The organism is Methylobacterium sp. E-016, from assembly GCF_022829745.1.
Lineage (GTDB): Bacteria > Pseudomonadota > Alphaproteobacteria > Rhizobiales > Beijerinckiaceae > Methylobacterium.
The window spans coordinates 21,935-44,575 of the sequence record NZ_JAKSYF010000122.1 but is presented as its reverse complement, the minus strand read 5'-3'; the positions used below and the strand labels follow the sequence as shown (position 1 = coordinate 44,575).

General features: G+C 70.1%; 22 protein-coding genes and 1 pseudogene. 11 read left to right on the top strand and 12 right to left on the bottom strand.

Going from position 1 to position 22,641, the window contains the following annotated elements:
- Window positions 1-191 (bottom strand): annotated as a pseudogene (locus MKK68_RS16440) (PQQ-dependent dehydrogenase, methanol/ethanol family); the annotation flags it as partial.
- A 242-nt stretch (window positions 192-433) separates the two neighbouring features.
- On the opposite strand from MKK68_RS16440, the gene MKK68_RS16435 reads away from it, so the two are divergent.
- Window positions 434-778, top strand: coding sequence for a hypothetical protein (locus MKK68_RS16435; protein WP_244031428.1), 345 nt, complete (start codon window positions 434-436; stop codon window positions 776-778).
- Window positions 779-875: 97 nt separating this feature from the next.
- On the opposite strand, the gene MKK68_RS16430 is transcribed toward MKK68_RS16435, so the two are convergent.
- Both MKK68_RS16430 and rnd read right to left on the bottom strand, forming a co-directional pair.
- Complete coding sequence (locus MKK68_RS16430; RefSeq protein ID WP_244031426.1) at window positions 876-1,166, bottom strand: hypothetical protein; 291 nt, start codon at window positions 1,164-1,166, stop codon at window positions 876-878.
- A 127-nt stretch (window positions 1,167-1,293) separates the two neighbouring features.
- Window positions 1,294-2,448, bottom strand: a complete 1,155-nt coding sequence (gene rnd / locus MKK68_RS16425; RefSeq protein ID WP_244031424.1) for a ribonuclease D — start codon at window positions 2,446-2,448, stop codon at window positions 1,294-1,296.
- 230 nt (window positions 2,449-2,678) lie between these two features.
- Here rnd and aspS point away from each other — a divergent pair, with 230 nt between their 5' ends.
- From aspS to MKK68_RS16405, 4 genes are all read left to right on the top strand, one after another.
- The gene (gene aspS / locus MKK68_RS16420; protein ID WP_147728091.1) at window positions 2,679-4,493 is read left to right on the top strand and encodes an aspartate--tRNA ligase; all 1,815 of its coding nucleotides are present in this window, start codon (window positions 2,679-2,681) and stop codon (window positions 4,491-4,493) included.
- Between the two features lie 68 nt (window positions 4,494-4,561).
- The gene (locus tag MKK68_RS16415; protein WP_147859285.1) at window positions 4,562-5,431 is read left to right on the top strand and encodes a glycosyltransferase family 2 protein; all 870 of its coding nucleotides are present in this window, start codon (window positions 4,562-4,564) and stop codon (window positions 5,429-5,431) included.
- Window positions 5,428-6,507, top strand: a complete 1,080-nt coding sequence (locus MKK68_RS16410) for an acyltransferase family protein (protein ID WP_244031422.1) — start codon at window positions 5,428-5,430, stop codon at window positions 6,505-6,507. The genes MKK68_RS16415 and MKK68_RS16410 overlap by 4 nt, the downstream gene beginning before the upstream one ends.
- Complete coding sequence (locus tag MKK68_RS16405) at window positions 6,504-6,842, top strand: hypothetical protein (RefSeq protein WP_244031420.1); 339 nt, start codon at window positions 6,504-6,506, stop codon at window positions 6,840-6,842. The genes MKK68_RS16410 and MKK68_RS16405 overlap by 4 nt, the downstream gene beginning before the upstream one ends.
- Here the strand turns inward: MKK68_RS16405 and MKK68_RS16400 are convergent.
- Both MKK68_RS16400 and MKK68_RS16395 read right to left on the bottom strand, forming a co-directional pair.
- Window positions 6,812-7,063 carry a DUF3297 family protein gene (locus MKK68_RS16400; RefSeq protein ID WP_244031417.1) on the bottom strand — a complete coding sequence of 84 codons (252 nt, stop codon included), beginning with the start codon at window positions 7,061-7,063 and terminating at the stop codon, window positions 6,812-6,814. The genes MKK68_RS16405 and MKK68_RS16400 overlap by 31 nt on opposite strands.
- A gap of 53 nt (window positions 7,064-7,116) precedes the next feature.
- Window positions 7,117-7,737 carry a CatB-related O-acetyltransferase gene (locus tag MKK68_RS16395; protein ID WP_187276079.1) on the bottom strand — a complete coding sequence of 207 codons (621 nt, stop codon included), beginning with the start codon at window positions 7,735-7,737 and terminating at the stop codon, window positions 7,117-7,119.
- A 54-nt stretch (window positions 7,738-7,791) separates the two neighbouring features.
- Here MKK68_RS16395 and MKK68_RS16390 point away from each other — a divergent pair, with 54 nt between their 5' ends.
- A complete protein-coding gene (locus MKK68_RS16390) occupies window positions 7,792-10,122 on the top strand; it encodes an NADP-dependent malic enzyme (protein WP_147726093.1) in 2,331 nt (776 codons plus the stop codon).
- 65 nt (window positions 10,123-10,187) lie between these two features.
- Window positions 10,188-11,633 carry an acetamidase/formamidase family protein gene (locus MKK68_RS16385; RefSeq protein WP_244031437.1) on the top strand — a complete coding sequence of 482 codons (1,446 nt, stop codon included), beginning with the start codon at window positions 10,188-10,190 and terminating at the stop codon, window positions 11,631-11,633.
- A gap of 42 nt (window positions 11,634-11,675) precedes the next feature.
- On the opposite strand, the gene ppx is transcribed toward MKK68_RS16385, so the two are convergent.
- The 4 genes from ppx to MKK68_RS16365 all read right to left on the bottom strand — a co-directional run bounded on the left by ppx (window position 11,676) and on the right by MKK68_RS16365 (window position 17,682).
- A complete protein-coding gene (ppx, locus tag MKK68_RS16380) occupies window positions 11,676-13,217 on the bottom strand; it encodes an exopolyphosphatase (protein WP_147726092.1) in 1,542 nt (513 codons plus the stop codon).
- A gap of 109 nt (window positions 13,218-13,326) precedes the next feature.
- Window positions 13,327-15,687 carry an RNA degradosome polyphosphate kinase gene (locus MKK68_RS16375; RefSeq protein WP_244031435.1) on the bottom strand — a complete coding sequence of 787 codons (2,361 nt, stop codon included), beginning with the start codon at window positions 15,685-15,687 and terminating at the stop codon, window positions 13,327-13,329.
- Window positions 15,688-15,832: 145 nt separating this feature from the next.
- Window positions 15,833-16,543 (bottom strand): hypothetical protein, encoded by a 711-nt coding sequence (locus MKK68_RS16370; RefSeq protein ID WP_244031415.1) that lies wholly within the window; start codon window positions 16,541-16,543, stop codon window positions 15,833-15,835.
- Window positions 16,544-16,590: 47 nt separating this feature from the next.
- Window positions 16,591-17,682 carry an AI-2E family transporter gene (locus MKK68_RS16365; protein WP_147726090.1) on the bottom strand — a complete coding sequence of 364 codons (1,092 nt, stop codon included), beginning with the start codon at window positions 17,680-17,682 and terminating at the stop codon, window positions 16,591-16,593.
- A 181-nt stretch (window positions 17,683-17,863) separates the two neighbouring features.
- On the opposite strand from MKK68_RS16365, the gene purM reads away from it, so the two are divergent.
- Both purM and purN read left to right on the top strand, forming a co-directional pair.
- A complete protein-coding gene (purM, locus tag MKK68_RS16360; protein ID WP_244031413.1) occupies window positions 17,864-18,931 on the top strand; it encodes a phosphoribosylformylglycinamidine cyclo-ligase in 1,068 nt (355 codons plus the stop codon).
- Complete coding sequence (purN, locus tag MKK68_RS16355; protein ID WP_147726088.1) at window positions 18,931-19,587, top strand: phosphoribosylglycinamide formyltransferase; 657 nt, start codon at window positions 18,931-18,933, stop codon at window positions 19,585-19,587. The genes purM and purN overlap by 1 nt, the downstream gene beginning before the upstream one ends.
- A 55-nt stretch (window positions 19,588-19,642) precedes the next feature.
- Here the strand turns inward: purN and MKK68_RS16350 are convergent, their stop codons facing one another.
- Both MKK68_RS16350 and ndk read right to left on the bottom strand, forming a co-directional pair.
- On the bottom strand, window positions 19,643-20,005 hold the full coding sequence (locus tag MKK68_RS16350; protein ID WP_147726087.1) for a hypothetical protein: 363 nt from the start codon (window positions 20,003-20,005) through the stop codon (window positions 19,643-19,645).
- 178 nt (window positions 20,006-20,183) lie between these two features.
- Entirely contained in the window at window positions 20,184-20,606 is a 423-nt protein-coding gene (gene ndk, locus MKK68_RS16345) for a nucleoside-diphosphate kinase (protein WP_147726086.1), read from the bottom strand.
- A 230-nt stretch (window positions 20,607-20,836) separates the two neighbouring features.
- Here ndk and MKK68_RS16340 point away from each other — a divergent pair, with 230 nt between their 5' ends.
- Window positions 20,837-21,343, top strand: a complete 507-nt coding sequence (locus tag MKK68_RS16340) for a DUF2147 domain-containing protein (protein WP_147726085.1) — start codon at window positions 20,837-20,839, stop codon at window positions 21,341-21,343.
- 64 nt (window positions 21,344-21,407) lie between these two features.
- Here the strand turns inward: MKK68_RS16340 and MKK68_RS16335 are convergent, their stop codons facing one another.
- Window positions 21,408-22,043, bottom strand: coding sequence for a glutathione S-transferase N-terminal domain-containing protein (locus MKK68_RS16335; RefSeq protein WP_147726084.1), 636 nt, complete (start codon window positions 22,041-22,043; stop codon window positions 21,408-21,410).
- 243 nt (window positions 22,044-22,286) lie between these two features.
- Here MKK68_RS16335 and MKK68_RS16330 point away from each other — a divergent pair, with 243 nt between their 5' ends.
- The gene (locus MKK68_RS16330; RefSeq protein WP_147859278.1) at window positions 22,287-22,586 is read left to right on the top strand and encodes a hypothetical protein; all 300 of its coding nucleotides are present in this window, start codon (window positions 22,287-22,289) and stop codon (window positions 22,584-22,586) included.
- The last annotated feature ends 55 nt before the right edge of the window (window positions 22,587-22,641 follow it).

Below are 22,641 nucleotides of genomic sequence, written 5' to 3'. Positions count from 1 at the left end.
GCCACCTGGAGGTTCTTGACGTTGCCCGCGTTGATCTGGTCGAGCTTCGAATAGCGCGTGTTGGCGTAGTCGACCGTCTGCAGCACCTGCTCGGCCGGGTTCGCCAAATGCTTCATCAGATCGTCGTTCGCGATCGCCGGGGCGGCAACCGCAAGGCTCGCGCCAAGCAGGAGAAGATGAACCGCTCTCATGTGTGTTCCTCCGACAAGTCTTGATGCCTTCCGGACACGACGCAGACCGCGTCGAGAAGACCTGACCTGACTCTTTGCGACAGGGATCGATTTGCTTCGGTAGCGGGCAGGAAATCGACGACTTTGGGTCGCCGAGCCAGAGGCCGCCATCCCTGAGGCGGCCCCCTCGAAACCGAAGCTTGAACGAACTCTAAGAGATTTTTGAGCCTCGTCAACTCGGTTCGAGCGCCTCCGATAGGGTTGTGCGCAAGTCGCCGCACCTTCGCGGGAAGACCAGCGTCGTTGACGCGCCGCAAAAACTTATTGTGCATCGCACAAAACGGCGTCGTACCGAGGTGTTGTGCTTCGGCATGAGCGGCAAACACATGCGCCGTTTGCAGCTTGAGCTTCGGCATTCGCGTTTTTCATGCGTTCGGTGCACGGTGCGCTGCCGCTTCGCGCGGCATGACGCGGCATCGCCTTGGCAATGGGCAGATGCGCTGCAAAATCCGGTCGCGACACCGCTGAGGATGCTTCGCGGTCAAGCTTCGGTGATTTCCTGCCGCTTCTGCGCGCTCTGGTCGCATGAAACCGCCGTCGGCGACTGAGAACGGCATTTTTCTGCACCGAGCGATGTCGAGAATCGCCGTCTCAACGGTGATCATCCGGGAAGGAGGATTGCCTCGCGAGCCGGCCGCGACGATCTCAGGCGAGGGTCCCGACGGCGCCGGTGCTCTCGAACTCGGCGGCGTCGCCGACGAGGTCGGTGAGCGAGATCGCGAGGGTCCGGCCGGTCTTCAGGCGCAGGGTGGAGTCCGGGATCAGCCAGATCGGGCGCAGGCCGGCATGGCTTCCGTGAAGGCTGCCATAGGCCGTGACGACGGATGCCCGCCGTTCCACGATCACCCGGTAGCGGACGCGGACGGTTCCGCAGCCCTCCGCCGAGACGGTGCCCCGCCCGGTCAGCGTCTGGAGGACTTCGTTGGGTTCGTGCATCGGATGCGACGTGGGGCCCTGGGACGTTTCGGCAATCGCATTGCCATTTAGTCCCGGTCCGTCCCTGTGTCACGGGTTCGCCTGCGATGGTCTCGCGTCGATGACCGGATGCCGGCCGATCGCCGGTTCAGGCCAGCGACCGCACCACGATGCGCCCGCCCTCGGCGGAGAGCGCGAGGCGACCGTGCTTCAGGTCGAGCGCCTTGCTGCCGAAGAGCTCGCGGCGCCAGCCCTGGAGAAGCGGCACGTCGGCCGCGTCGTCGTCGGCCACCGCTTCAAGATCGTCCACCGTGGCGATGATCTTCGGCGCGACGCCCTCGGTCTCGCACACCGCCTTCAGAAGCACCTTCAGCAACTCGACCAGCGCCACGTTGCCGCCGCTGCGGCCGCGGCCGCGCTCGGGCAGCGCGATCTCGCCAACGTCGCGGGCGAACCCGCGCTCGACGGCGGCGAGGATGTCGGTGCCGGTGCGCGAGCGCTCGAAGCCCGCCGGGATCGAGCGCAACCGGCCGAGTGCCTCGACGCTGCGCGGCGCCGAGGTCGCGACGTCGATCACCGCCTCGTCCTTCAGGATGCGCCCGCGCGGCACGTTGCGCGTCTGCGCCTCGCGCTCGCGCCAGGCCGCGACCTCCATCAGCACCGCGATCTCGCGCGGCTTGCGCATCCGCCCCGACAGGCGGCGCCAGGCCTGAGCCGGGTCGGCGCGATAGGTGTCGGGCGAGGTCAGCACCGCCATCTCCTCGTCGAGCCACTGCCCGCGGTCGTCGCGCACGAGGTCGGCGACCAGCTTCTCGTACACGGTCACCAGATGGGTGACGTCCGACAGGGCGTAGGAGAGCTGCGCGTCCGAGAGCGGGCGCCGCGACCAGTCGGTGAAGCGCGAGGACTTGTCGATCTTCGCCTTGGCCACATCGTTGACCAGCTGCTCGTAGGACACCGAGTCGCCGTAGCCGCAGACCATCGCCGCGACCTGGGTGTCGAAGAACGGCTGCGGCAGCAGCCCGCCCATCAGCCAGATGATCTCGAGATCCTGGCGGGCGGAATGGAACACCTTCACCACGCCCTCGTCCGCCATCAGGTCGACGAAGGGCTGGAGGTCGATGCCGTCCGCCAGCGGATCGACCAGCACGCCGGTCCCGTCCGGCGCCGCCATCTGGATCAGGCAGAGCTTGGGGTAATAGGTCGTCTCGCGCATGAACTCCGTGTCCACGGTGACGAAGCTCTGCGCGGCGAGGCGGTCGCAGGCGTCGCGGAGCGCTTGCGTCGTACTGATCAGATCCATGCCCCCGGCTATATCGGAGGTTTCTTGTAAAGGGGAGCCGGATGCGCCGGCATCCCCATCGATCCTCAGGTTCGACGTCCCCGAGGACCTGCGCCGTCTTCGCTGGGCCCGCGGTTCCGCCGGGCATCCGCGACGGCGAGGCTCGGCACCCGGCCGCCCGGTCCCGCGGCGCGCCTTGACTTCGCCCCCCTCGCGTGAATGGTGCCGCGCTTCCATTCCAAGGTTTTGCGATGCACCGTTACCGGACCCATACCTGCGGGGCGCTGCGCCCATCCGATGTCGGCGCATCCGTCCGCCTCTCCGGCTGGTGCCACCGCATCCGCGACCATGGCGGCGTGCTCTTCATCGACCTGCGCGACCATTACGGGCTGACGCAGTGCGTGGTCGATTCGGATTCGCCGGCCTTCAAGGCGGCCAACACCGTGCGCTCGGAATGGGTCGTGCGCCTCGACGGGCGCGTCCGCACCCGGCCGGCCGGGACCGAGAACGCCGAGCTGCCGACCGGCGCGGTCGAGGTCTACATCGACGAGCTCGAGGTGCTGGGCGCGGCCGCCGAGCTGCCGCTGCCGGTCTTCGGCGACCTCGAGTACCCCGAGGAGACCCGCCTGCGGTACCGCTTCCTCGACCTGCGCCGCGAGAAGCTGCACGCCAACATCATGAAGCGCGGCGCGATCGTCGACTCGCTGCGTCGGCGCATGCGCGAGGGCGGGTTCTTCGAGTTTCAGACGCCGATCCTCACGGCATCGAGCCCCGAGGGCGCACGCGACTACCTCGTCCCCTCCCGCGTCCATCCCGGGAAATTCTACGCGCTGCCGCAGGCGCCGCAGCAGTTCAAGCAGCTGACGATGATCGCCGGCTTCGACCGCTACTTCCAGATCGCGCCTTGCTTCCGCGACGAGGATGCGCGCGCCGACCGCTCGCCGGGCGAGTTCTACCAGCTCGACATCGAGATGAGCTTCGTCACCCAGGAGGACGTGTTCCAGGCGGTCGAGCCGGTTCTGCACGGGGTGTTCAAGGAGTTCGCCGGCGACAAGCGCGTCACCGACGTGTTTCCGCGCATCACCTACGCCGACGCGATGCTGAAGTACGGCGTCGACAAGCCCGACCTGCGCAACCCGCTGCTCATCGCCGACGTCACGGCCGAGTTCGCCGAGGACGCGGTCGAGTTCAAGGCGTTCAAGGGCGTGATCAAGTCCGGCGGCGTGGTCCGCGCGATCCCGGCGACGGGCGCGGCGACGCAGCCGCGCTCGTTCTTCGACAAGCTCAACGACTTCGCCCGCGCCGAGGGCGCGCCCGGGCTCGGCTACGTGGTGTTCGAGGAGGTCGACGGCGCCCTCACGGGCAAGGGCCCGATCGCCAAGTTCATCCCCGCGCCGATCCTGGCGCGGATCGCCGAGAAGACCGGGACGAAGGCGGGCGACGCGGTCTTCTTTTCCGCCGGCACCGAGGCGAAGGCCGCGGCGCTCGCCGGCAAGGCGCGCATCCGCATCGGCGACGACCTCGGCCTGTCCGACAAGGACCAATTCGCGTTCTGCTGGATCACCGACTTCCCGATGTTCGAGTGGAACGAGGACGAGAAGCACATCGACTTCTCGCACAATCCGTTCTCGATGCCGAACTTCGACCACGACGCCTTCCTGGCCCTCGGCGAGGGCGACGACGCCAAGATCCTCGACATTAAGGCATTCCAGTACGACATCGTCTGCAACGGCATCGAGCTGTCGTCGGGCGCGATCCGGAACCACAAGCCCGAGATCATGGAGAAGGCGTTCGCGATCGCGGGCTACGGGCGCGACGTGCTCGAAGCCAAGTTCGGCGGCATGCTCAACGCGCTGCGCCTCGGCGCCCCGCCGCACGGCGGCATCGCGCCGGGTGTCGACCGCATCGTGATGCTGCTCTGCGAGGAGCCGAACATCCGCGAGGTGGTGCTGTTCCCGATGAACCAGCGCGCCGAGGACCTGATGATGGGCGCGCCGTCCGAGGCGACCCCGAAGCAGCTTCGCGAGCTGCACATCCGCCTGAACCTGCCTGAGAAGAAGGCGTGACCCCACGCGTCCTTCCCTCCCCCCGCAGAGGGGGGAGGGAAAAGCGGTCGCCCCGGGGAGTCCGTTAAGTGCCCAGCCTCGTCGCCGTCGTCGTCGCGCATGACAGCGCCGAGGCTCTGCCGGCCTGCCTGTCGGCGCTCGCGGCCGAGCATGTGCCGGCGATCGTCGTCGACAATGCGAGCCGCGACCGATCGGCGGAGATCGCGGAGGCGGCCGGCGCGCAGGTGGTCCGCAACGCTCGGAACGAGGGCTACGGCCGCGCCAACACCCTCGGCGTCCGCGTTGCCGCGCAGGCCCGCTACGTGCTGATCCTCAACCCCGACGTGATCCTGCGGCCGGGCGCGGCCGACGCCCTGCTCGCCGCCGCCGAGCGCTGGCCGGAGGCCGGATTGTTCGCGCCGCGCATCGTCGAGCCGGACGGCCGGTTCTTCTACCAGCCGCGCTCCCTGCTGGCGCCGTACCTCACCAACCCGCGCGGGCGCCGCGACCTGCCCGCGGGCGATGCCTGCGCGCCGTTCCTGTCCGGCGCGTGCGTGATGATCGAGCGGACGTTCTTCCTGGCGCTCGGCGGCTTCGACGAGCGGATCTTCCTGTTCTACGAGGACGACGACCTCTGTCGCCGCATCGCCGATGCGGGCCGCGCCCTCGTCCACGTGCACGGCGCCGAGGTCCTGCACGGGCGCGGGCGTTCCTCGGCGCCGGAGCGCGGCCGGGTGTTCCGCACCCGCTGGCACCAGGCGTGGTCGCGCGCCTACGTCGCCCGCAAGTACGGGCTCGCCGACCCCATCCTGCCGGGGCTCGCGGCCAACGCGCTCAAGGCCTGCCTGTCCCTGCTGGTCCTGCGGCGTGCCGGCGTCGAGCGCTACGGCGGCTCGGCCGCGGGCGCCTGGGCCGCGCTGCGGGGCCGGTCCGCGCTGGCCCGCGAGGGCCTCGAATGACCCGCGCCGCGACGGTGGCGGACGCGCTGGCCCGCCCGCACAACGGCTTCTCCGGCCTTCGCCTGGCACTCGCGCTGGCGGTGGTGGTCTCGCATGCCTTCAGCGTCACCAGCGGCAACGCCCTCGACGAGCCGCTGGCGCGGGCGACCGGCTTCACTCTCGGCGAGCACGCGGTGAACGGCTTCTTCGCGGTGTCGGGCTTCCTCGTGACGATGAGCTTCGACCGGCGCGGCCTCGTCGACTACCTCATCGCACGGACCCTGCGCATCCTGCCGGGGCTCGTCGCCGCGACGCTGCTGGTCGCCCTCGTCCTCGGCGCCGCGATGAGCACGCTGCCGCTCGGCGAGTATCTGCGCGATGGCGGCGTCTGGCGCTTCGTGCGTGGCACGCTGACCACCTTAAAGAGCAACGCGTCGCTGCCGGGCGTCTTTCCCGACAACCCGTATCGCAGCCCGCTCGGCACGGTCTGGACCCTGAAATACGAGACCCTGTGCTATCTGGGCGTCGTCGCCACCGGCCTCGTCGGCGCGTTGCGGACGCGCTTGGTGGTGCCGCTGATCGCCGCCGGCTTCGCGATCGCGCTCCTGATCGCGGATGCGAGGCATCCCGACCTGCCGAAGGGCCTTGAGACGGCGTTGCGGCTGCCGCTGATCTTCGCGATCGGCGCGGCGCTCTACGCCGGAAGGGCATCCGTGCGCCTCTCGGTCGTCCCGCTCGCGATCCTGGCGCTGGCCTGCCTCCTGGCGCGCCACACCCCGCTCTACCGCACGCTGCTGTTCACCGCGGAAGGCTACGGCGCAATCTGGCTAGGGCTGTCGCCCTGGCTGGCGCGCAAGGCCTTCGACCCGGCCGCGGACCTCTCCTACGGGATCTACCTCTACGGCTGGCCGGTGCAGCAGAGCCTGCATGCTTCGTGGCCCGATGCTTCCCCGGCGCTGCTGCTGATCCCGGCGCTCGCGCTCACGATCCCGGTGGCCGCGGCCTCGTGGTACGCCATCGAGCGGCCGGCGCTGCGGCTGAAGACGCGGACCCTGGGACGCCGCGCCCTCGGCACCATCGAGCCGGCCGGTCCGTGACCGGCTCGGGCGCACGCGCCCTGCCCCCGGCCGCGGCGCTCGCGCACGCGGCGCGGCTTCTCGCCGAGCACGGTTTCCGGGTGACCGCGCGCAACGAGCGCGGCGACAGCCTGTACCTCCAACGCGCGGGATGCGGCTTCGCCCTGCGGCTCTCGAACCACGCCCGGACGACCAAGCAGCGGCAACGCCGCACCGACGTGCTGGCGAGCCTCGTGGTCCGGGATGCGCGCAGCCCGGAGCAGGTCGCGGCCCTGGTCGCGGGTACCCTGCGCGATTTCGACCTGGCGCGCGGCCGGCGCGAGGCTCAGGCTTCGGGTGCGGCGTCGCGGAAGTAGGGCTCGACCGTGCCCTTGAGCTTCACCGTCATCGGGTTGCCGGCGCGGTCCAGGGTCTTGCCGGCGCTGAGGCGGACCCAGCCCTCGCTGACGCAATATTCCTCGACGTTGGTCTTCTCGACGCCCTTGAAGCGGATGCCGATGCCGCGCTCCAGAATGATTTCGTCGTAGAACGGGCTGTTCGGGTTCACGGCGAGGCGGTCGGGGGGCGTCTGGGACATCGGTCGGACCTTCGGGCGGGCGCTCAAGTGCGATCGGCCCGCGCGTAAGGGATTCAGGCAGGCGGTGCAACGGCGCGGGCGGCGGCGATCAGCTCGGGGATGCGCCCGCTCTGCAGCAGCGGCACCAGCGTCGCCACCGCCGCATGCGGCAGGTCCCACCAGGCGCAGGCGACGAGGTCCGCCACCGTCGCCTCGTCGAAGCGGGTGCGCACGACCCGGGCCGGGTTGCCGGCGACGATTGCGTAGGGCGGCACGTCGCGCGTGACCACGGCGTGCGCCGCCACCACCGCGCCGTGCCCGACCGTCACCCCGGACAGGATAAGGCAGCCCGAGCCGAGCCAGACGTCGTGCCCGATCGACACGTCCCCGCGCGAGGCGTGGTACCCGGCCGGCGCGTCCGCCTCCGGCCACAGCCCGCGCATCGCGGCGAAGGGATAGGTCGAAGCCCAGTCGAGGCGATGGTCGCCGCCGAGCAGGATCTCGACCTTGTCGGCGATGGAACAATAGCGGCCGATCGTCAGCCTCCGCCCGGATTCGGCGAATCGCACCTTCGGGCGACCGTACGAATAGGCACCGATGGAGAATCCGTGGGCGCGCACCAGCTTTTCCAGGTGGATCCGCGTCTCGTTGTTCGGGTTGCGCCCGCTGCGCAGCCGGTGCAACAGGGCCTTCATGCGAGGGCGTTCGGCGCCACACGACGTACGCGCCTGATCGAGGGAGAATGGGCCATGGGCGACAACATGTCCGAGGATCTCAAGTCAGGGGCTCTCGTCTATCACCGCCTCCCGCGCCCCGGAAAGCTCGAGATCCAGGCGACCAAGCCGCTCGGCAACCAGCGCGACCTGGCGCTGGCCTACTCGCCCGGCGTCGCCGCCGCCTGCGAGGCGATCGCGGCCGACCCGCAGGAGGCCGCGACCCTCACCATCCGCCAGAACCTCGTCGCCGTGCTTACCAACGGCACCGCCGTGCTCGGCCTCGGCAACATCGGCCCGCTCGCCTCGAAGCCGGTGATGGAGGGCAAGGCGGTCCTGTTCAAGAAGTTCGCCGGCATCGACGTGTTCGACATCGAGGTCGACCAGCTCGACGTCGCCAAGCTCGTCGACGTGGTGTGCTCGCTGGAGCCGACCTTCGGCGGCATCAACCTGGAGGACATCAAGGCGCCGGAATGCTTCGAGGTCGAGGAGCAGTGCCGCGCCCGGATGAACATCCCGGTCTTCCACGACGACCAGCACGGCACCGCGATCATCGTGGCGGCGGCCGTGCTCAACGCGCTCGAGCTCGCCGGCAAGCAGCTGTCGGACGTCCGCATCGTCACCTCGGGCGCCGGCGCGGCGGCCCTGGCCTGCCTCAACCTGCTGGTCTCGCTCGGAGCGACCCGCGAGAACATCACGGTCACCGACATCAAGGGCGTGGTCTACAAGGGCCGCACCGAGCTGATGGACCGATGGAAGGACGTCTACGCCCAGGAGACCGAGGCGCGGACGCTGGCCGAGGTCATCCCCGGCGCCGACGTGTTCATCGGCCTCTCGGCCGGCGGCGTGCTCAAGCCCGAATACCTCGAGAAGATGGCCGAGAAGCCGCTGATCATGGCGCTGGCCAACCCCTATCCCGAGATCATGCCCGACCTGGCGCAGGAGAAGCGCCCCGACGCGATGATCTGCACCGGGCGCTCGGACTTCCCGAACCAGGTCAACAACGTCCTGTGCTTCCCCTACATCTTCCGCGGCGCGCTCGACGTCGGCGCGCGCAGCATCAACGAGGAGATGAAGAAGGCGGCGGTGAAGGCCATCGCCGCGCTCGCCCGCGAGACCCCCTCCGACGTGGTGGCCCGTGCCTATGGCGGCGAGGCCCGACCGTTCGGGCCGCGCTCGCTGATCCCGAGCCCGTTCGACCCGCGGCTGATCCTGCGCATCGCGCCGGCCGTCGCCCAGGCGGCGATGGATTCCGGCGTCGCCGGCCGCCCGGTCGAGAACATCGCGGCCTACGCCGAATCCCTCGATCGGTTCGTCCACCGCTCCGGCTTCATCATGAAGCCGCTGTTCTCCAAGGCGAAGGAGAATCCCAAGCGCGTGATCTACGCCGAGGGCGAGGACGAGCGCGTGCTGCGCGCGGTCCAGGCCATCGTCGAGGACGGCGTCGCCAAGCCGATCCTCGTCGGCCGCCCGCGGGTGGTCGAGACCCGGCTCAAGCGCTTCGGCCTTTCGATCCAGGAGGGCCGCGACTTCGAGCTGATCGATCCCGAGGACGATCCGCGCTACCGCTCCTACGTCCAGACCTACCTCGACATCGCCGGGCGCCGCGGCATCACGCCGGATGCGGCCCGCACGCTGGTGCGCACCAACACCACGATCATCGGCGCCATCGCCGTGCGCCGCGGCGAGGCCGACGCGCTGATCTGCGGGCTCGAAGGCCGGTTCGAGACGCGCCTGCGCATCATCCGCGACATCATCGGGCTGTCGCCCGGCGTGACGCAATGCGCCGCGATGAGCCTGATCGTCACGAAGAAGGGCGCCTACTTCCTCGCCGACACGCATGTGCGCCAGGATCCGAGCGCGGAGGAGATCGCCGAGCTCGCCGTCGCCTGCGCCGGGCACGTCACGCGCTTCGGCATCACCCCGAAGATCGCGCTGCTCAGCCATTCCGACTTCGGCCAGTCCGACACGCCCTCGGCGATGAAGATGCGGGCAGCTCTGGGCCTGATCAACGACCGTGCGCCCGAGCTTCAGGTCGACGGCGAGATGCAGGCCGATTCCGCGCTGTCCGAGATCGTCCGCGATCGGGTGCTGCCGGGCTCGCGCCTGAAGGGCGCGGCCAACGTGCTGATCTTCCCGAACCTGGACGCGGCCAACATCGCCTACCAGTTCGCCAAGGTGCTCGCCGACGCCCTCCCGGTCGGCCCGCTGCTGATCGGCCCGGCCAAGCCCGCCCACATCCTGACGCCGTCGGTCACGGCGCGCGGCATCGTCAACGTGACGACCGCGGCGGTGGTCGAGGCCCAGGCGGGCGGCGGCCAGATGCTCGACTCGGCCGAGCCCGGCGCGGGCATGCTGTCGGAGTAGCGGCCCGGGACTCTGGCCGTGTCCTTGCATTTCCCGATCCGAGTGGGATGCCGGGGGTCGAGACGATGTGCCACGGCGACGATCCGAACTGCGCGGCGTTCGCAGAGCACCGCCGCCGCTTCCTCGGCGATCTCGCGCCCGAGCGACGCGCCTTCCTGAAGAGCGGCTTCGTCGCCACGGGCGGCGCTGCCGCGCTCGCGGCCGGCGGCTTGTCCCTGGTCACGCCCGCGCTCGCCCAGACCAGCGCGGCGGGCGGACCGCGGCAGGCGACGCACCAGGTGCTTCCGGCCAACGCCGACACGGTGCACTGGGGCTACTTCAGCAAGAACCTGAAGCCGCAGGTCGAGATCGCGTCGGGCGACTTCGTCACGATCGAGACCCTCACGCACCAAGCCAGCGACGATGCCGAGCGGATGATCCAGGGCGATCCGGGTGCCGAGAGCGTCTATCTGTGGACCAAGGACAAGAAGGGCGTCGCGCGGCGCGGGGCGGGCCCGGAGGATGCCAAGCTCGGGCCGGGCGGCGGTCTCGGCGTCCACATCTGCACCGGCCCGGTGGCGATCCGCGGAGCCGAGCCGGGCGACGTGCTGGAGGTCCGCATCCTCGACGTCGCGCCGCGGCCCTGCGCCAACCCGAAGTTCAAGGGCCTGGCGTTCGGAAGCAACGCCGCCGCCTGGTGGGGCTACCACTACAAGGACCTCATCACCGGCGACCGGCCGCGCGAGGTGGTGACGATCTACGAGGTCGACGCCACCGGCACGCGCGACTGGGCGAAGGCGGTCTACAGCTTCCGCTGGCCCGGCGTGACCGACCCGAACGGGATCGCGCACACGACGATCGACTATCCGGGGCTGCTGGTCGATCACACCAAGACCGAGCGCAACTTCGACGTCCTGAAGGGCATCCGCGTGCCGATCCGCCCCCATTTCGGGACGATGGGCCTGGCGCCGGCCGAAGCCGACATGGTGAACTCGATCCCGCCGAGCTACACCGGCGGCAACATCGACAACTGGCGCATCGGCAAGGGGGCGACGATGTACTATCCGGTCGCCGTGCCGGGTGCGCTGTTCTCGGTCGGCGATCCGCATGCCAGCCAGGGCGATTCGGAACTCTGCGGCACCGCGATCGAGTGCTCGCTCACCGGCACGTTCCAGTTCGTGCTGCACAAGAAGCAGGACCTGCCCGGCACCGCGCTCGAGAGCCTCGACTTCCCGATGATCGAGACGCGCGACGAGTGGGTCCTCTCGGGCTTCAGCTATCCGAACTACCTCAAGGACCTCGGGCCGGCCGCGCAGGACGCGATCTTCCAGAAGTCCTCGATCGACCTCGCGATGCGCGACGCCTTCCGCAAGATGCGGCAGTTCCTGATGCACGCGAAGGGACTGACCGAGGACGAGGCGATCTCGCTGATGTCGATCGCGGTTGATTTCGGCATCACGCAGGTGGTCGACGGCAACTGGGGCGTCCGCGCCATCGTGAAGAAGGCGATCTTCGCCGAGCGAACGGCTTGAGCCCCGACCGGAGCGCCACGCTCCGGTCCCGTACCCGGATTGTCACCCGACGCGGACGCGCCCTTCCAGGCCGGCGATGCGGGCGAGGCCCCGGACGCGGTTGAGCAGGCGGTCGCCGTTCAGCGCGTCCCATTCGGGCGGCAGGCTCAGGACGACGCGGCCGTCCTCGATGCTGAGCGGCATGCGGCGGAGCGCGCCTTCCATGCCGGCGGTCATCGGGAAGGCGACGCGCAGCAGCGCGCCGATGAGGCGGGCGCGCTCGAACAGGCGCGGGCCTGCGAGCGCCCGCAGCATCGGGTTCGCCTTCTCAGGGGCGACGCCCTCGTGGCGGAAGTAGATCGCCAGGGCGAGGAAGCCGCGGCCGGGATGGTCGATGCCGACGAAGGCCGCGTTCTGGATGATCGCGATGCTCTGCTCGCCGCGGTAGTCGGGATGCGCCCGCCAGCCGATGTCGGACAGGAGGCAGGCGGCGTGGCGCAGCCGGCGCTCGTCGGCGGTCTCCGGCCCGTCCAGCGCCGCCACGAACCGATCGGTCCAGGCGATCAGCTCGTCGGCGTGGCGCGGCGAACGCGCGCGCAGCTGATTCAGCTCGGCGCAGGAGGCGAGCAGCGGATCGAGCGCCCGGGTCTCGCGGTCGACCTGCTCGTAGAGCAGGCCCTCGCGCACGCCGGAGGCCGAGATCGCGACCTCGCGCGGGCGGCCGACGCGGATGATCTCCTCCAGCACCACCGCGCCGTAGGCCAGGAGCGGTCGCCGCGCCTCGGAGATCGCCTCGACGTCCTGCAGCGTCGCGGCGTCGGATTGCTCGACGACCTGGAGGAAGCTCAGCTCGTCCGTCGGCTCGACGCTGTAGCCGTGCATCACGTGGACGGGATATTGCCGCGCGGCCTGGTGCAGGCGGGCGAGCGCCCGCCAGGTGCCGCCGACCGCGTAGAAGGTGCGGCCGCGCAGGGTCTCGAGCTGCGGCGCGGCCTTCTTCATGTGCTCGCGCACGATCTTGCCGGCCTTCTTCAGCGAGCCGCCGGAGAGGTCCTGCAGCGCGAGGCCGCCGAGCGGCATCGTCACGCCCTGCCCGACCACGGCGCCGCGCACGTCGACGAGTTCCAGCGAGCCGCCGCCGAGGTCGCCGACGACGCCGTCCGGCGCATGGAAGCCCGAGACCACGCCGAGCGCCGACAGCTCGGCCTCGCGCCGCCCCGACAACAGCTCGATGCGCGTGCCGCAGGCCGCCTCGGCGGCCTCGAGGAAGGCGGGCCCGTTGGAGGCGTCGCGGGCCGCGGCGGTGGCGAGCACGAACAGGCGCGAAACCCGCATGGTCTCGCACAGCACCCGGAAGCGGGCGAGCGCGGCGAGCGCCCGGCGCACCGCCTCGTCGTTGAGGCGGCCGGTGGTGAGGACGTTGCGGCCGAGCCCGCACAGGACCTTCTCGTTGTAGAGCGGCGTCGGGGCCCGGCTCAGGCCGTCATAGGCGACGAGGCGGACCGAGTTCGAGCCGATGTCGATGATCGCGACGGGCGCGTTGACCAAGGCCGGCTCCCGGTCGGCGGAATGGGCGAGCGTAAGGTTGGCGCGATGGGGACCCAAGCAACGACCTCGCTGTATGATACCGATCGGCTCGTCGAACGCACGTCTGGATGACCCGGCGGCGCGATCCGCACCGCCCGATCCGTGTATCCGGCCGGGGGCCGGACGATCAGCCCCGCTGCGCGCGACGGCTGAGAGCCCGCGGGCTCGACTTCTTCGACGACTTGCCGCGACCGGACAGGCTCGGGTTCGTCATGAAGTACTTGTGCGCGTTGAACGGTTCCTCGCCCTCGGCGGGGTGGATGCGCTCGGCGCCGCCCGATGCCAGTACACGCCAGCTCTGGCGGTTGTCGAGAAGGTTGGCCAGCATGATCTGGTCGAGAACCTGTTGATGGACCGTCGGGTTGCTGATCGGCAGCAGCGACTCGACGCGGCGGTCCAGGTTGCGGCTCATCAGGTCGGCCGAGGAGATGTAGACCGTCGCCTTCGGGTGCGGCAGCCCGACGCCGTTGCCGAAGGCGTAGATGCGCCCGTGCTCGAGGAAGCGCCCGACGATCGACTTCACGCGGATCGTCTCGGACAGGCCCGGCACGCCCGGCCGCAGGCAGCAGATGCCGCGGACCACGCAGTCGATCTGCACGCCCTCCTGCGAGGCATCGTAGAGCGCGTCGATGATCTGCGCGTCGACCAGCGAGTTGCACTTGATCCAGATCGCGGCCGGCCGGCCCGCCCTGGCGTGGGCCGCCTCCGCCTCGATGTCGGCCAGCAGCCGCGCCTTGGCGGTCAGGGGCGAGACCGACATCCGCTCCAGCTGCGCCGGCTCGGCGTAGCCGGTGATGAAGTTGAAGATCCGCGAGACGTCGCGCGCCACCGCCGGGTCGGCGGTGAAGAACGACAGGTCGGTGTAGATGCGGGCGGTGATCGGGTGATAGTTGCCGGTGCCGACGTGGCAGTAGGTCACGAGCTTGTCGCCCTCGCGCCGCACCACCATCGACAGCTTGGCGTGGGTCTTCAGCTCGACGAAGCCGAACACCACCTGCGCGCCGGCCTTCTCGAGGTTGCGCGCCCAGCGGATGTTGGCCTCCTCGTCGAAGCGCGCCTTCAGCTCGACCAGCGCGGTGACCGACTTGCCGAGCTCGGCGGCCTCGGCGAGCGCCGCGACGATCGGCGAGTTCGACGAGGTGCGGTAGAGCGTCTGCTTGATCGCGACGACGTTCGGGTCGCGTGCGGCCTGGGCCAGGAACTGCACCACCGAATCGAACGATTCGTAAGGGTGGTGGACGCAGAAATCCTTCTGGCGGATCGCCGCGAACACGTCACCGCCGCTCTCGCGGATGCGCTCGGGGAAGCGCGGATTGTACGGCTTGAACTTGAGGTCGGGCCGGTCGATCCCGACGATCTGCGACAGCTCGTTGAGCGCCAGCATGCCCTCGACGATGAACACCGCGTCCGCGCCGATCTCGAGCTCGTCGCAGACGAAGCTGCGCAGGTCCTCCGGCATGCCGGACTCGACCTCGAGGCGGATGACGATGCCGCGGCGGCGCTGCTTCAGCGCGGTCTCGAAATGCAGGACGAGGTCCTCCGCCTCCTCCTCGATCTCGAGGTCCGAATCCCGGATCACCCGGAAGGCGCCCTGCCCCTTCACCAGGTAGCCCGGGAACAGGCGCCCGGTGAACAGCACGATCACCTGCTCGATGGCGATGAAGCGCGCGACCGTGTCGTCCTCGATCGCCGGAAGCCGCACGAAGCGGTCGAGCACGCCCGGCATGCGGATCAGCGCGCGCAGCACGCGGCCGTCGCGCGGACGCATCAGCATCAGCGCGATGGTGGTGCCGAGGTTCGGGATGAACGGGAACGGGTGGGCCGGGTCGATCGCCAGCGGCGTCAGCACCGGGAAGACGTGGTTGAGGAAGTACTCCTCCAGCCACGCGGCGTGCTCCGGGCGCAGCGCGTCGGGCTCGACCAGGGCGACGACGCCGTCGAGCTCCTCGCGCAGCTCGCGCCAGCGCGCCTGCTGGTCCTCCGCGAGCTTCGACACGCCGGTGCCGATGCGCGCGAGCTGCTCGGACGGCGACAGCCCGTCCTGCGACGGCAGCGTCAGCCCGGCGCGGACCTGATCGTGCAGGCCGGCGACGCGGACCATGAAGAACTCGTCGAGGTTGTTGGCCGAGATCGAGAGGAAGCGCAGCTTCTCCAGCCGCGGATGCGACGGGTTCGCGGCCTCTTCGAGGACGCGCCGGTTGAACTGCAGCCACGACAGCTCGCGGTTGACGAAGCGCTCCGGCGAAAGCCGCAGGGCGCGGCCGGCCTCGAGGATCGTCTCGCGCGCGGCCTTGTCGTCGTCGGCCGCCGGCGGCTCGGGGATCTCGGCGGTGGTCGGCCACTCGTCGCCGGCGGCCTCGGATGCTGAGGGACGGCGCGAGGTCCGTGCGGATGCCGCCGCCCGGCGCGGCGCGCGCTTCGGCGCCGCGTCGTCTCCGGCTTCGGTGACGTCGTCCGCACGATCGAGGGCGTCCACGTTCGATTCGATGTCCGACAACCCTGCCACTCCTCACCTGCCGCCTGTCGCGGCGTCCCTAACATGGGTGCTCTGCCGGAATGCGACACTGCCGTGACGGTCGGCGACGGGCGAGCCCGTTCCTCGGCGATGGCCGGCGGCGTCCGACCGATCGCGATCAGTCGTCCTCGTCGTCGCCGCCATCCGCGATCCCGAGGCGTTCGAGGACGGCGAGCGCCAGCGGCCGCGTGATGCGGCGGCCGCGGCCGAGGGCGTCGCGGTCGAGCTCGGTCACCACCTCGCGGGCGCGCCCGAGGGAGCGGTCGATGCGCAGGGCGACGGCGTCGATCACCCGAAGATCGACCACGAGCTGCCGATCGACGAACAGCTTGACGATGACGGCGCGCAGCAGCGCGTCGTCGGGCTCGCGGATCGCGGCGCCCGGCGCCAGCCTCAGGCGCGAGCGCAGGTCGGCCACCGTCAGGCCGATCTGGTCGATCACCGCGCCGCTGGTCAGCAGCACCGGGCATTTTCGCTCGCGGGCGAGGTTGAGCAGGTGGAACAGGGCGGCCTCGTCGCGGCCCGGGCGGTCGATGTCCTCGATCACCAGGGCGCCGTTCGAGATGCAGTGGGTCACGGTCTCCGCCGTGACCTCGGCCGCCGGCACGGTCCAGGCATGGGCCCGCGTCGCCCAGATCGAGGCGAGATGGCTCTTGCCGCTGCCCGGCGGGCCGGTGAGCACGAGCACGGTGTCCGGCCAATCGGGCCAGGCCTCGATCGACGCGTAGGCGGCCTCGTTGGCCGTGCCGACCAGGAAATCCTCGCGGCCGTAGCGCGGATCGAGCGGCAGGTCGAAGGCCAGTTGCTTCGGGGGGACGTTCTCGCGCATGCGGCGCCCAGGGTGACCGTGCCGGCCCGACAGTCAAGCGCCAAGGCTCAAGGCCGCGGCACCTCGATCAGCACCGGCTGCTCGGCGTGGTAGAGCCGGCTCTGCAGGTAGCGCGACAGGGCGAAGCGCACGACGACGCCGATCGAGGCCGCAACCGGCACTGCGAGCAGCAGCCCGAGGAAGCCGAACAGCGAGCCGAAGGCGAGCAGCGCGAACATCAGCCAGACCGGATGCAGGCCGACGGATTCGCCGACGAGTTTGGGCGCGATCACGTTGCCCTCGAGGAACTGCCCGACGAGGAACACGCCCACCGTCAGCCCGAGATGCAGCCAGTCCGAGCCCGGCCAGAACTGCACCAGCGCGACGCCGACCGAGAGCAGGAAGCCGGTGAGCGTGCCGACATACGGGATGAAGGTGAGGAAGCCGGCGATCAGCCCGATCAGCACGCCGAAGTTCAGCCCGACGAGCCAGAGGCCGACCGCGTAGAAGGTGCCGAGGATCAGGCAGACCAGCGTCTGGCCGCGGACGAAGCCGATGATCGCGCGATCGATCTGCGCGGCGAGCCGGCGCACCGTCGTGCGGTGGCGCGGCGGCACCCAGGTGTCGAGCGTCGCGATCATCCGGTCCCAGTCGACGAGGATGTAGAACGCGACCACCGGCGTCACCACCAGCAGCGAGATCACCGAGATCACGGCCTGCGAGCCGGACCAGATCGACTTGAGGAAGGCGAGCAGCCACGCGCCGCCCTGCGTCGCGAGGGTCCCGACGGAGGATTGCAGCTCGTTGACCACGTCGGCGCCGCCGAGCCGCTGCAGCACCGGGCCGGCCCGCTCGGCGATGATGCCCTGCAGCCGCCCGATCATGCCGGGCAGGCTGTTGATCAGCGCCGCGACCTGGTTGGCGGCGAGCGGCACCAGGATCAGCAGCGACACGATCAGGCCGGCGACGAACATCGCCAGGATCAGCAGGCTCGCCGTCAGCCGACCGAGGCCGAGGCGCTCGAGCCGGTCGGCCAGCGGATCGAGCAGGTAGGCGAGCGCGATGCCGGCCACGAAGGGCAGCATCACCTCCCGCAGCAGGTAGACCACGATGCCGAGGCCGACGAGCGCCGCCAGACCGATCACAGCCCTGCCGCGCATCGACGCCCTCCCCTGCGAACTCGCGTGGGACAGTGGGAAGGCGGTTCCGAACGGTCAAGGCTGCCGCCGGTGCCTGCCCTGCCGTGGAGCGGCCGCGGCGCGTCATTTTCTTGTGGCCTGACGGGTTCGGTCGGCGCGAATCTCAGCTAAAGCAGCCCCGGACCACAGGAACGGGACGCCGATGACGGCCGAGACCACGAACGGGCTGACCTACGCGCATGCGGGCGTCGACATCGATGCCGGCAACGCGATGGTCGAGACCATCAAGCCGCTGGTGCGCGCCACGCGCCGGCCCGGCGCCGACGCCGAGATCGGCGGGTTCGGCGGCCTGTTCGACCTCAAGGCCGCGGGCTTCAAGGACGCGATCCTGGTAGCCGCCAACGACGGCGTCGGCACCAAGGTGAAGATCGCGATCGAGACCGGTCGGCACGACACGATCGGCATCGACCTCGTGGCGATGTGCGTCAATGACATCATCGTCCAGGGCGCCGAGCCGCTGTTCTTCCTCGACTACTACGCCACCGGCAAGCTCGTGCCGGGCGTCGGCGCCGACATCGTCCGCGGCATCGCCGAGGGCTGCCGCCAGGCCGGCTGCGCCCTGATCGGCGGCGAGACCGCCGAGATGCCGGGCCTCTACGACGGCGCAGACTACGACCTCGCCGGGTTCTCGGTCGGCGCGGCCGAGCGCGGCACCCTGCTGCCGAAGCCCGGCATCCGCGCCGGCGACGCGGTGCTCGGCCTGCCCTCTTCCGGCGTGCACTCGAACGGCTTCTCGCTGGTCCGCCGCATCGTCGCGCGCACCGGCCTGGCCTGGGACGCGGCCGCGCCGTTCGCCACCGGAAGGACGCTGGGCGAGGCGTTGCTGGAGCCGACGCGGATCTACGTGAAGCCGCTGCTCGCGGTGCTGAAGGCGACCGACGGGATCAAGGCGCTCGCCCACATCACCGGCGGCGGCTTCCCGGACAACCTGCCCCGCGTCCTGCCCGACGACGTCGGCATCACGATCGACCTCGACGCGGTCCGCCCGCCGCCGGTCTTCGGCTGGCTCGCGCGGGAGGGCGGCGTCGCCGAGGCCGAGATGCTGCGCACCTTCAACTGCGGCATCGGCATGGTGCTGGTGGTCGCCGAGGACCACGCCGAGGCGGTGATTCGGGCCCTCGCCGAGGCCGGCGAGGCACCGGTGCGGCTCGGGGCGATCACCGCCCGCGGCCCGGAGCCCGTCGCGTTCACCGGCCGCCTCGCGCTCTGATGGCGGCGAAGCCCAGAACGCGCGTCGCGATCCTGATCTCGGGCCGCGGCTCGAACATGGTGTCGCTGATCGAGGCGGCGAAGGCGCCGGATTACCCGGCCGAGATCGTGCTGGTGCTCTCGAACCGGCCGGAGGCCGGCGGCCTCGCCCATGCGCGTTCCGTCGGCATCCCGGCGCACGCGATCGACCACACCACGTTCTCGGACCGCGCGACCTTCGACGCCGCGCTCGACGTAGAGCTGCGCGCGGCCGGCATCGAGCTGGTGTGCCTCGCCGGCTTCATGCGGATCTTCTCGGCGGGCTTCGCCGAGGCCTGGGCCGGGCGGATGATCAACATCCACCCGTCCCTGCTGCCGCTGTTCAAGGGCACGCACACCCACGCGCAGGCGCTCGCCGCCGGCGTCCGCCTCCACGGCTGCACGGTGCATTACGTGGTGCCGGAACTCGATGCCGGCCCGATCGTGGCGCAGGCGGCGGTCCCGGTGCGTTCGGGCGACGATCCCGACAGCCTCGCGGCGCGGGTGATCGTGCAGGAGCACAGGCTCTACCCGGCAGCGCTCGCGCTGGTGGCGGGGGGGCGTGCCCGGTTGGAGGGCGAGCGCGTCGTGATCGACGACGATCGCGGCGCGGCCGACGCGGCCCTGCTGAGCCTGTAGCGTTCCGCGCCTTCCCTCCCCCGCAGAAGGGAGAGGGAAGGCCTCGTACTTGTTTCTAGACCGGCCGCTGCAGCTTGCACGAATCCAGTGCGTTCAGCGCCTTGGCGCGGGCGGAATCGTTGAAATAGCCGGTGGCGCGGTAGGCCTCGATCTCGGACTCGTCGAGCGAGCGCATGGTCTGCTTCGCGTAGCAGCCGCAGGGGCGCTCCAGCGAGGCTTCCGGCGCGTTGGTGATGCGGGCCTGAACCACGGCGCAGGCGTGGCGCACGCGGCCTTCGAGGTTGGCCTTCGGCACCGTGCGCAGCGCCGGGTCGGGCTGGTACTGATCGAACGGCGCGGAGGACCCGCTGGCGAGGGCGGCGGTCGCGGCGAGCGAGAGCAGGCCGGCGGCGATCAGGGACAGGCGGCGGGTCGTCATGGCAGGTCCATTGGCGAGATCTGGAAATCCGACGCCGTTGGACTCTCTGGCCGCCTGCTTCGTCAATGACGGTGCGGCCACACCGCCCTCCATTCCGGGCGATGTGGCGTTCTACCGAGCCGAAGGCGTCCCCGGTGTGTTCCGGCGACCACCCTCGGGCACGTGGTTCCCGCGTTCCTCAGCCGACGATGTCGGAATCCTGGAAGAACTGCGCGATTTCCATCTTGGCGTTGTCGGCACTGTCGGAGCCGTGGACGGTGTTCTCGCCGACCGATTCCGAGAAGGTCTTGCGGATGGTGCCCTCGGCGGCCTGGGCCGGGTTCGTCGCACCCATCACCTCACGGTACTTCGCGACGGCGTTCTCGCCCTCAAGCACCTGAACCACCACCGGGCCCGAGGTCATGAAGGTCACGAGCTCGCCGAAGAACGGGCGCTCCTTGTGGATCTCGTAGAACTTCTCGGCCTGGGCCTGGCTCATCTGGATGCGGCGCTGGCCGACGATCCGCAGGCCCGCCTTCTCGATGACCGCGTTGACGGCGCCGGTGAGGTTCCGCTTGGTCGCGTCGGGCTTGAGGATGGAGAAGGTGCGCTCGGTGGCCATGGTCAGTCCGCTTCGGATGAAAATAAAAAACGCCAGCAAGCGCGTCGCGAAAAACGCTTTGGCGCCGGGCTTATAGCGAGGGCGCCGGACACCCTCAACCCGAGCCTGCCCGATGCTTGGCCATGGCAACGCTGCAACACTGCCGAAAAATCGCCCGAATGCGGTGGCTGAGTGATCTCACGAACTCCACCCGCCCCGCGCCGTCAGGCGCCAGCTTCGGAGCTACCTGCATGCGTCTCGCCCTCGCCGCCACCCTCCTCCTCGCCGGCATCGCCTCGTCCCACGCCCAGTCGAGCAAGGATCCCTCCGGCACTTGGCTGACCGAGGACGGCCGCGCGAAGATCCGCATCGACCGCTGCGGCGCCGGCCAGGCTCAGGTCTGCGGCAAGGTGGTGTGGCTCAAGGTCGCCACCACGGAAGCCGGCGCGCCGCGCACCGACATCAAGAACCCCGATCCGAAGAAGCGCTCGCGCCCCGTACTCGGCCTGCCGCTGATCGAGGGCCTGCAGCCGGACGAGGCGAAGTTCTCCGGCAGCATCTACAACATCGAGGAAGGCAAGATCTATCAGGTCAGCCTCGAGCGCGAGAACGCCTCGGAGCTGTCGGTCTCGGGCTGCCTGCTCAAGGTGCTGTGCGGCTCGCAGACCTGGACCAGGGTGCCGGACGTGAACCAGCAGGCCGCGAATGTCGGCGCCGAGCCGGCGCCGCAGAAGCCGGCCAAGCCCGCCGCCAAGTAGGCGGGACCACTCCCCTGCGGACGCCGTCGATGGCGGCGTCCGATCAGCATGCCGGCGCGCCCGATCAGATCGCGGAGAGGCCTCTCTGCACGGCGGGCCGTGCCAGGACCCGGTCGAGCCACGCCTTCACGTTCGGCAGCGCCCCGAGGTCGACGCCCTGCTTGCCGGTGAACTTCGCCCACGGCACCGTCGCCATGTCGGCGATGGAGTAGTCCCCGGCGAGGTACTCGCGATCCGCCAGCCGCCTGTCGAGCACGCCGTAGAGCCGGTTGGTCTCGGCGGTGAACCGCTCGATCGCGTAGGGGATCTTCTCCTTCGCGTAGATCTTGAAATGGTGGGTCTGGCCGAGCATCGGCCCGAAGCCGGCGCATTGCCAGAACAGCCACTCGTCGACCGCGACGCGCGCCCGCTCGTCGGCCGGATAGAAGCGGCCGGTCTTGCGCCCGAGGTATTGCAGGATCGCGCCGGATTCGAAGATCGAGACCGGCTCGCCGCCCGGCCCGTCGTGATCGACGATCGCCGGGATCTTGTTGTTGGGCGAGATTTCGAGGAACGCGGGCGCCATCTGCTCGCCCTTGGCGATATCGACCGGGACGACCCGATACGGCAGGCCGCACTCCTCCAGCATGATCGGGATCTTCCAGCCGTTCGGCGTGCTCCAGGTGTGGAGATCGATCGGTTTGCCGGTCACGGCCGCCATCGCTTGCCTTCGCTCTCAACGGATCGGCCGGCCGTCACGACGGGCCCCGTCTGCCGACGGTAGCTACCTCGGAACTCGGCGCGTACTCAAGGGCGCCCGATCACCGCTCACGTTTTCGAGAGATCACCGGGTCGCCTGTTGCCGCTCGGTCGTTCGGCCTTGTCCTCGGCCAAGCTTGGCGATGTGGTGGGGCGAGGTAGCGCACGTCGCGATTCGACGTGCCGCCCCGGAGGGTCCGCCGTCATGTTCGCCCGTTTCCTCGCGATCGCCGCCTTCGCCGTTCCGCTGGCCCTCGCACAGCCGGTCCTGGCCAAGGATCCGCCCGCGGCCAAGCCGACCGAGACGCCGATGGCCGCGCCGGCCGCGCCAGCGGCCAAGCCCGACGCCGCCCCGAGCGCGGGGCAGATGGCGGCGCGCCAGCGCCAGAAGACCTGCGGCGCGCAGTGGCGGGCGCTAGCCGACGCCGAGAAGGTGTCGCAGGGTCCGAAGTGGCCGCAATACTGGAGCAAGTGCAACAAGCGCCTGAAGGGCGAGAAGGCCTGACGGATCGTCCTGCGTTCCGGCGGGTTGTGCGTTCTGGTACTCAAGCGTAACCGAA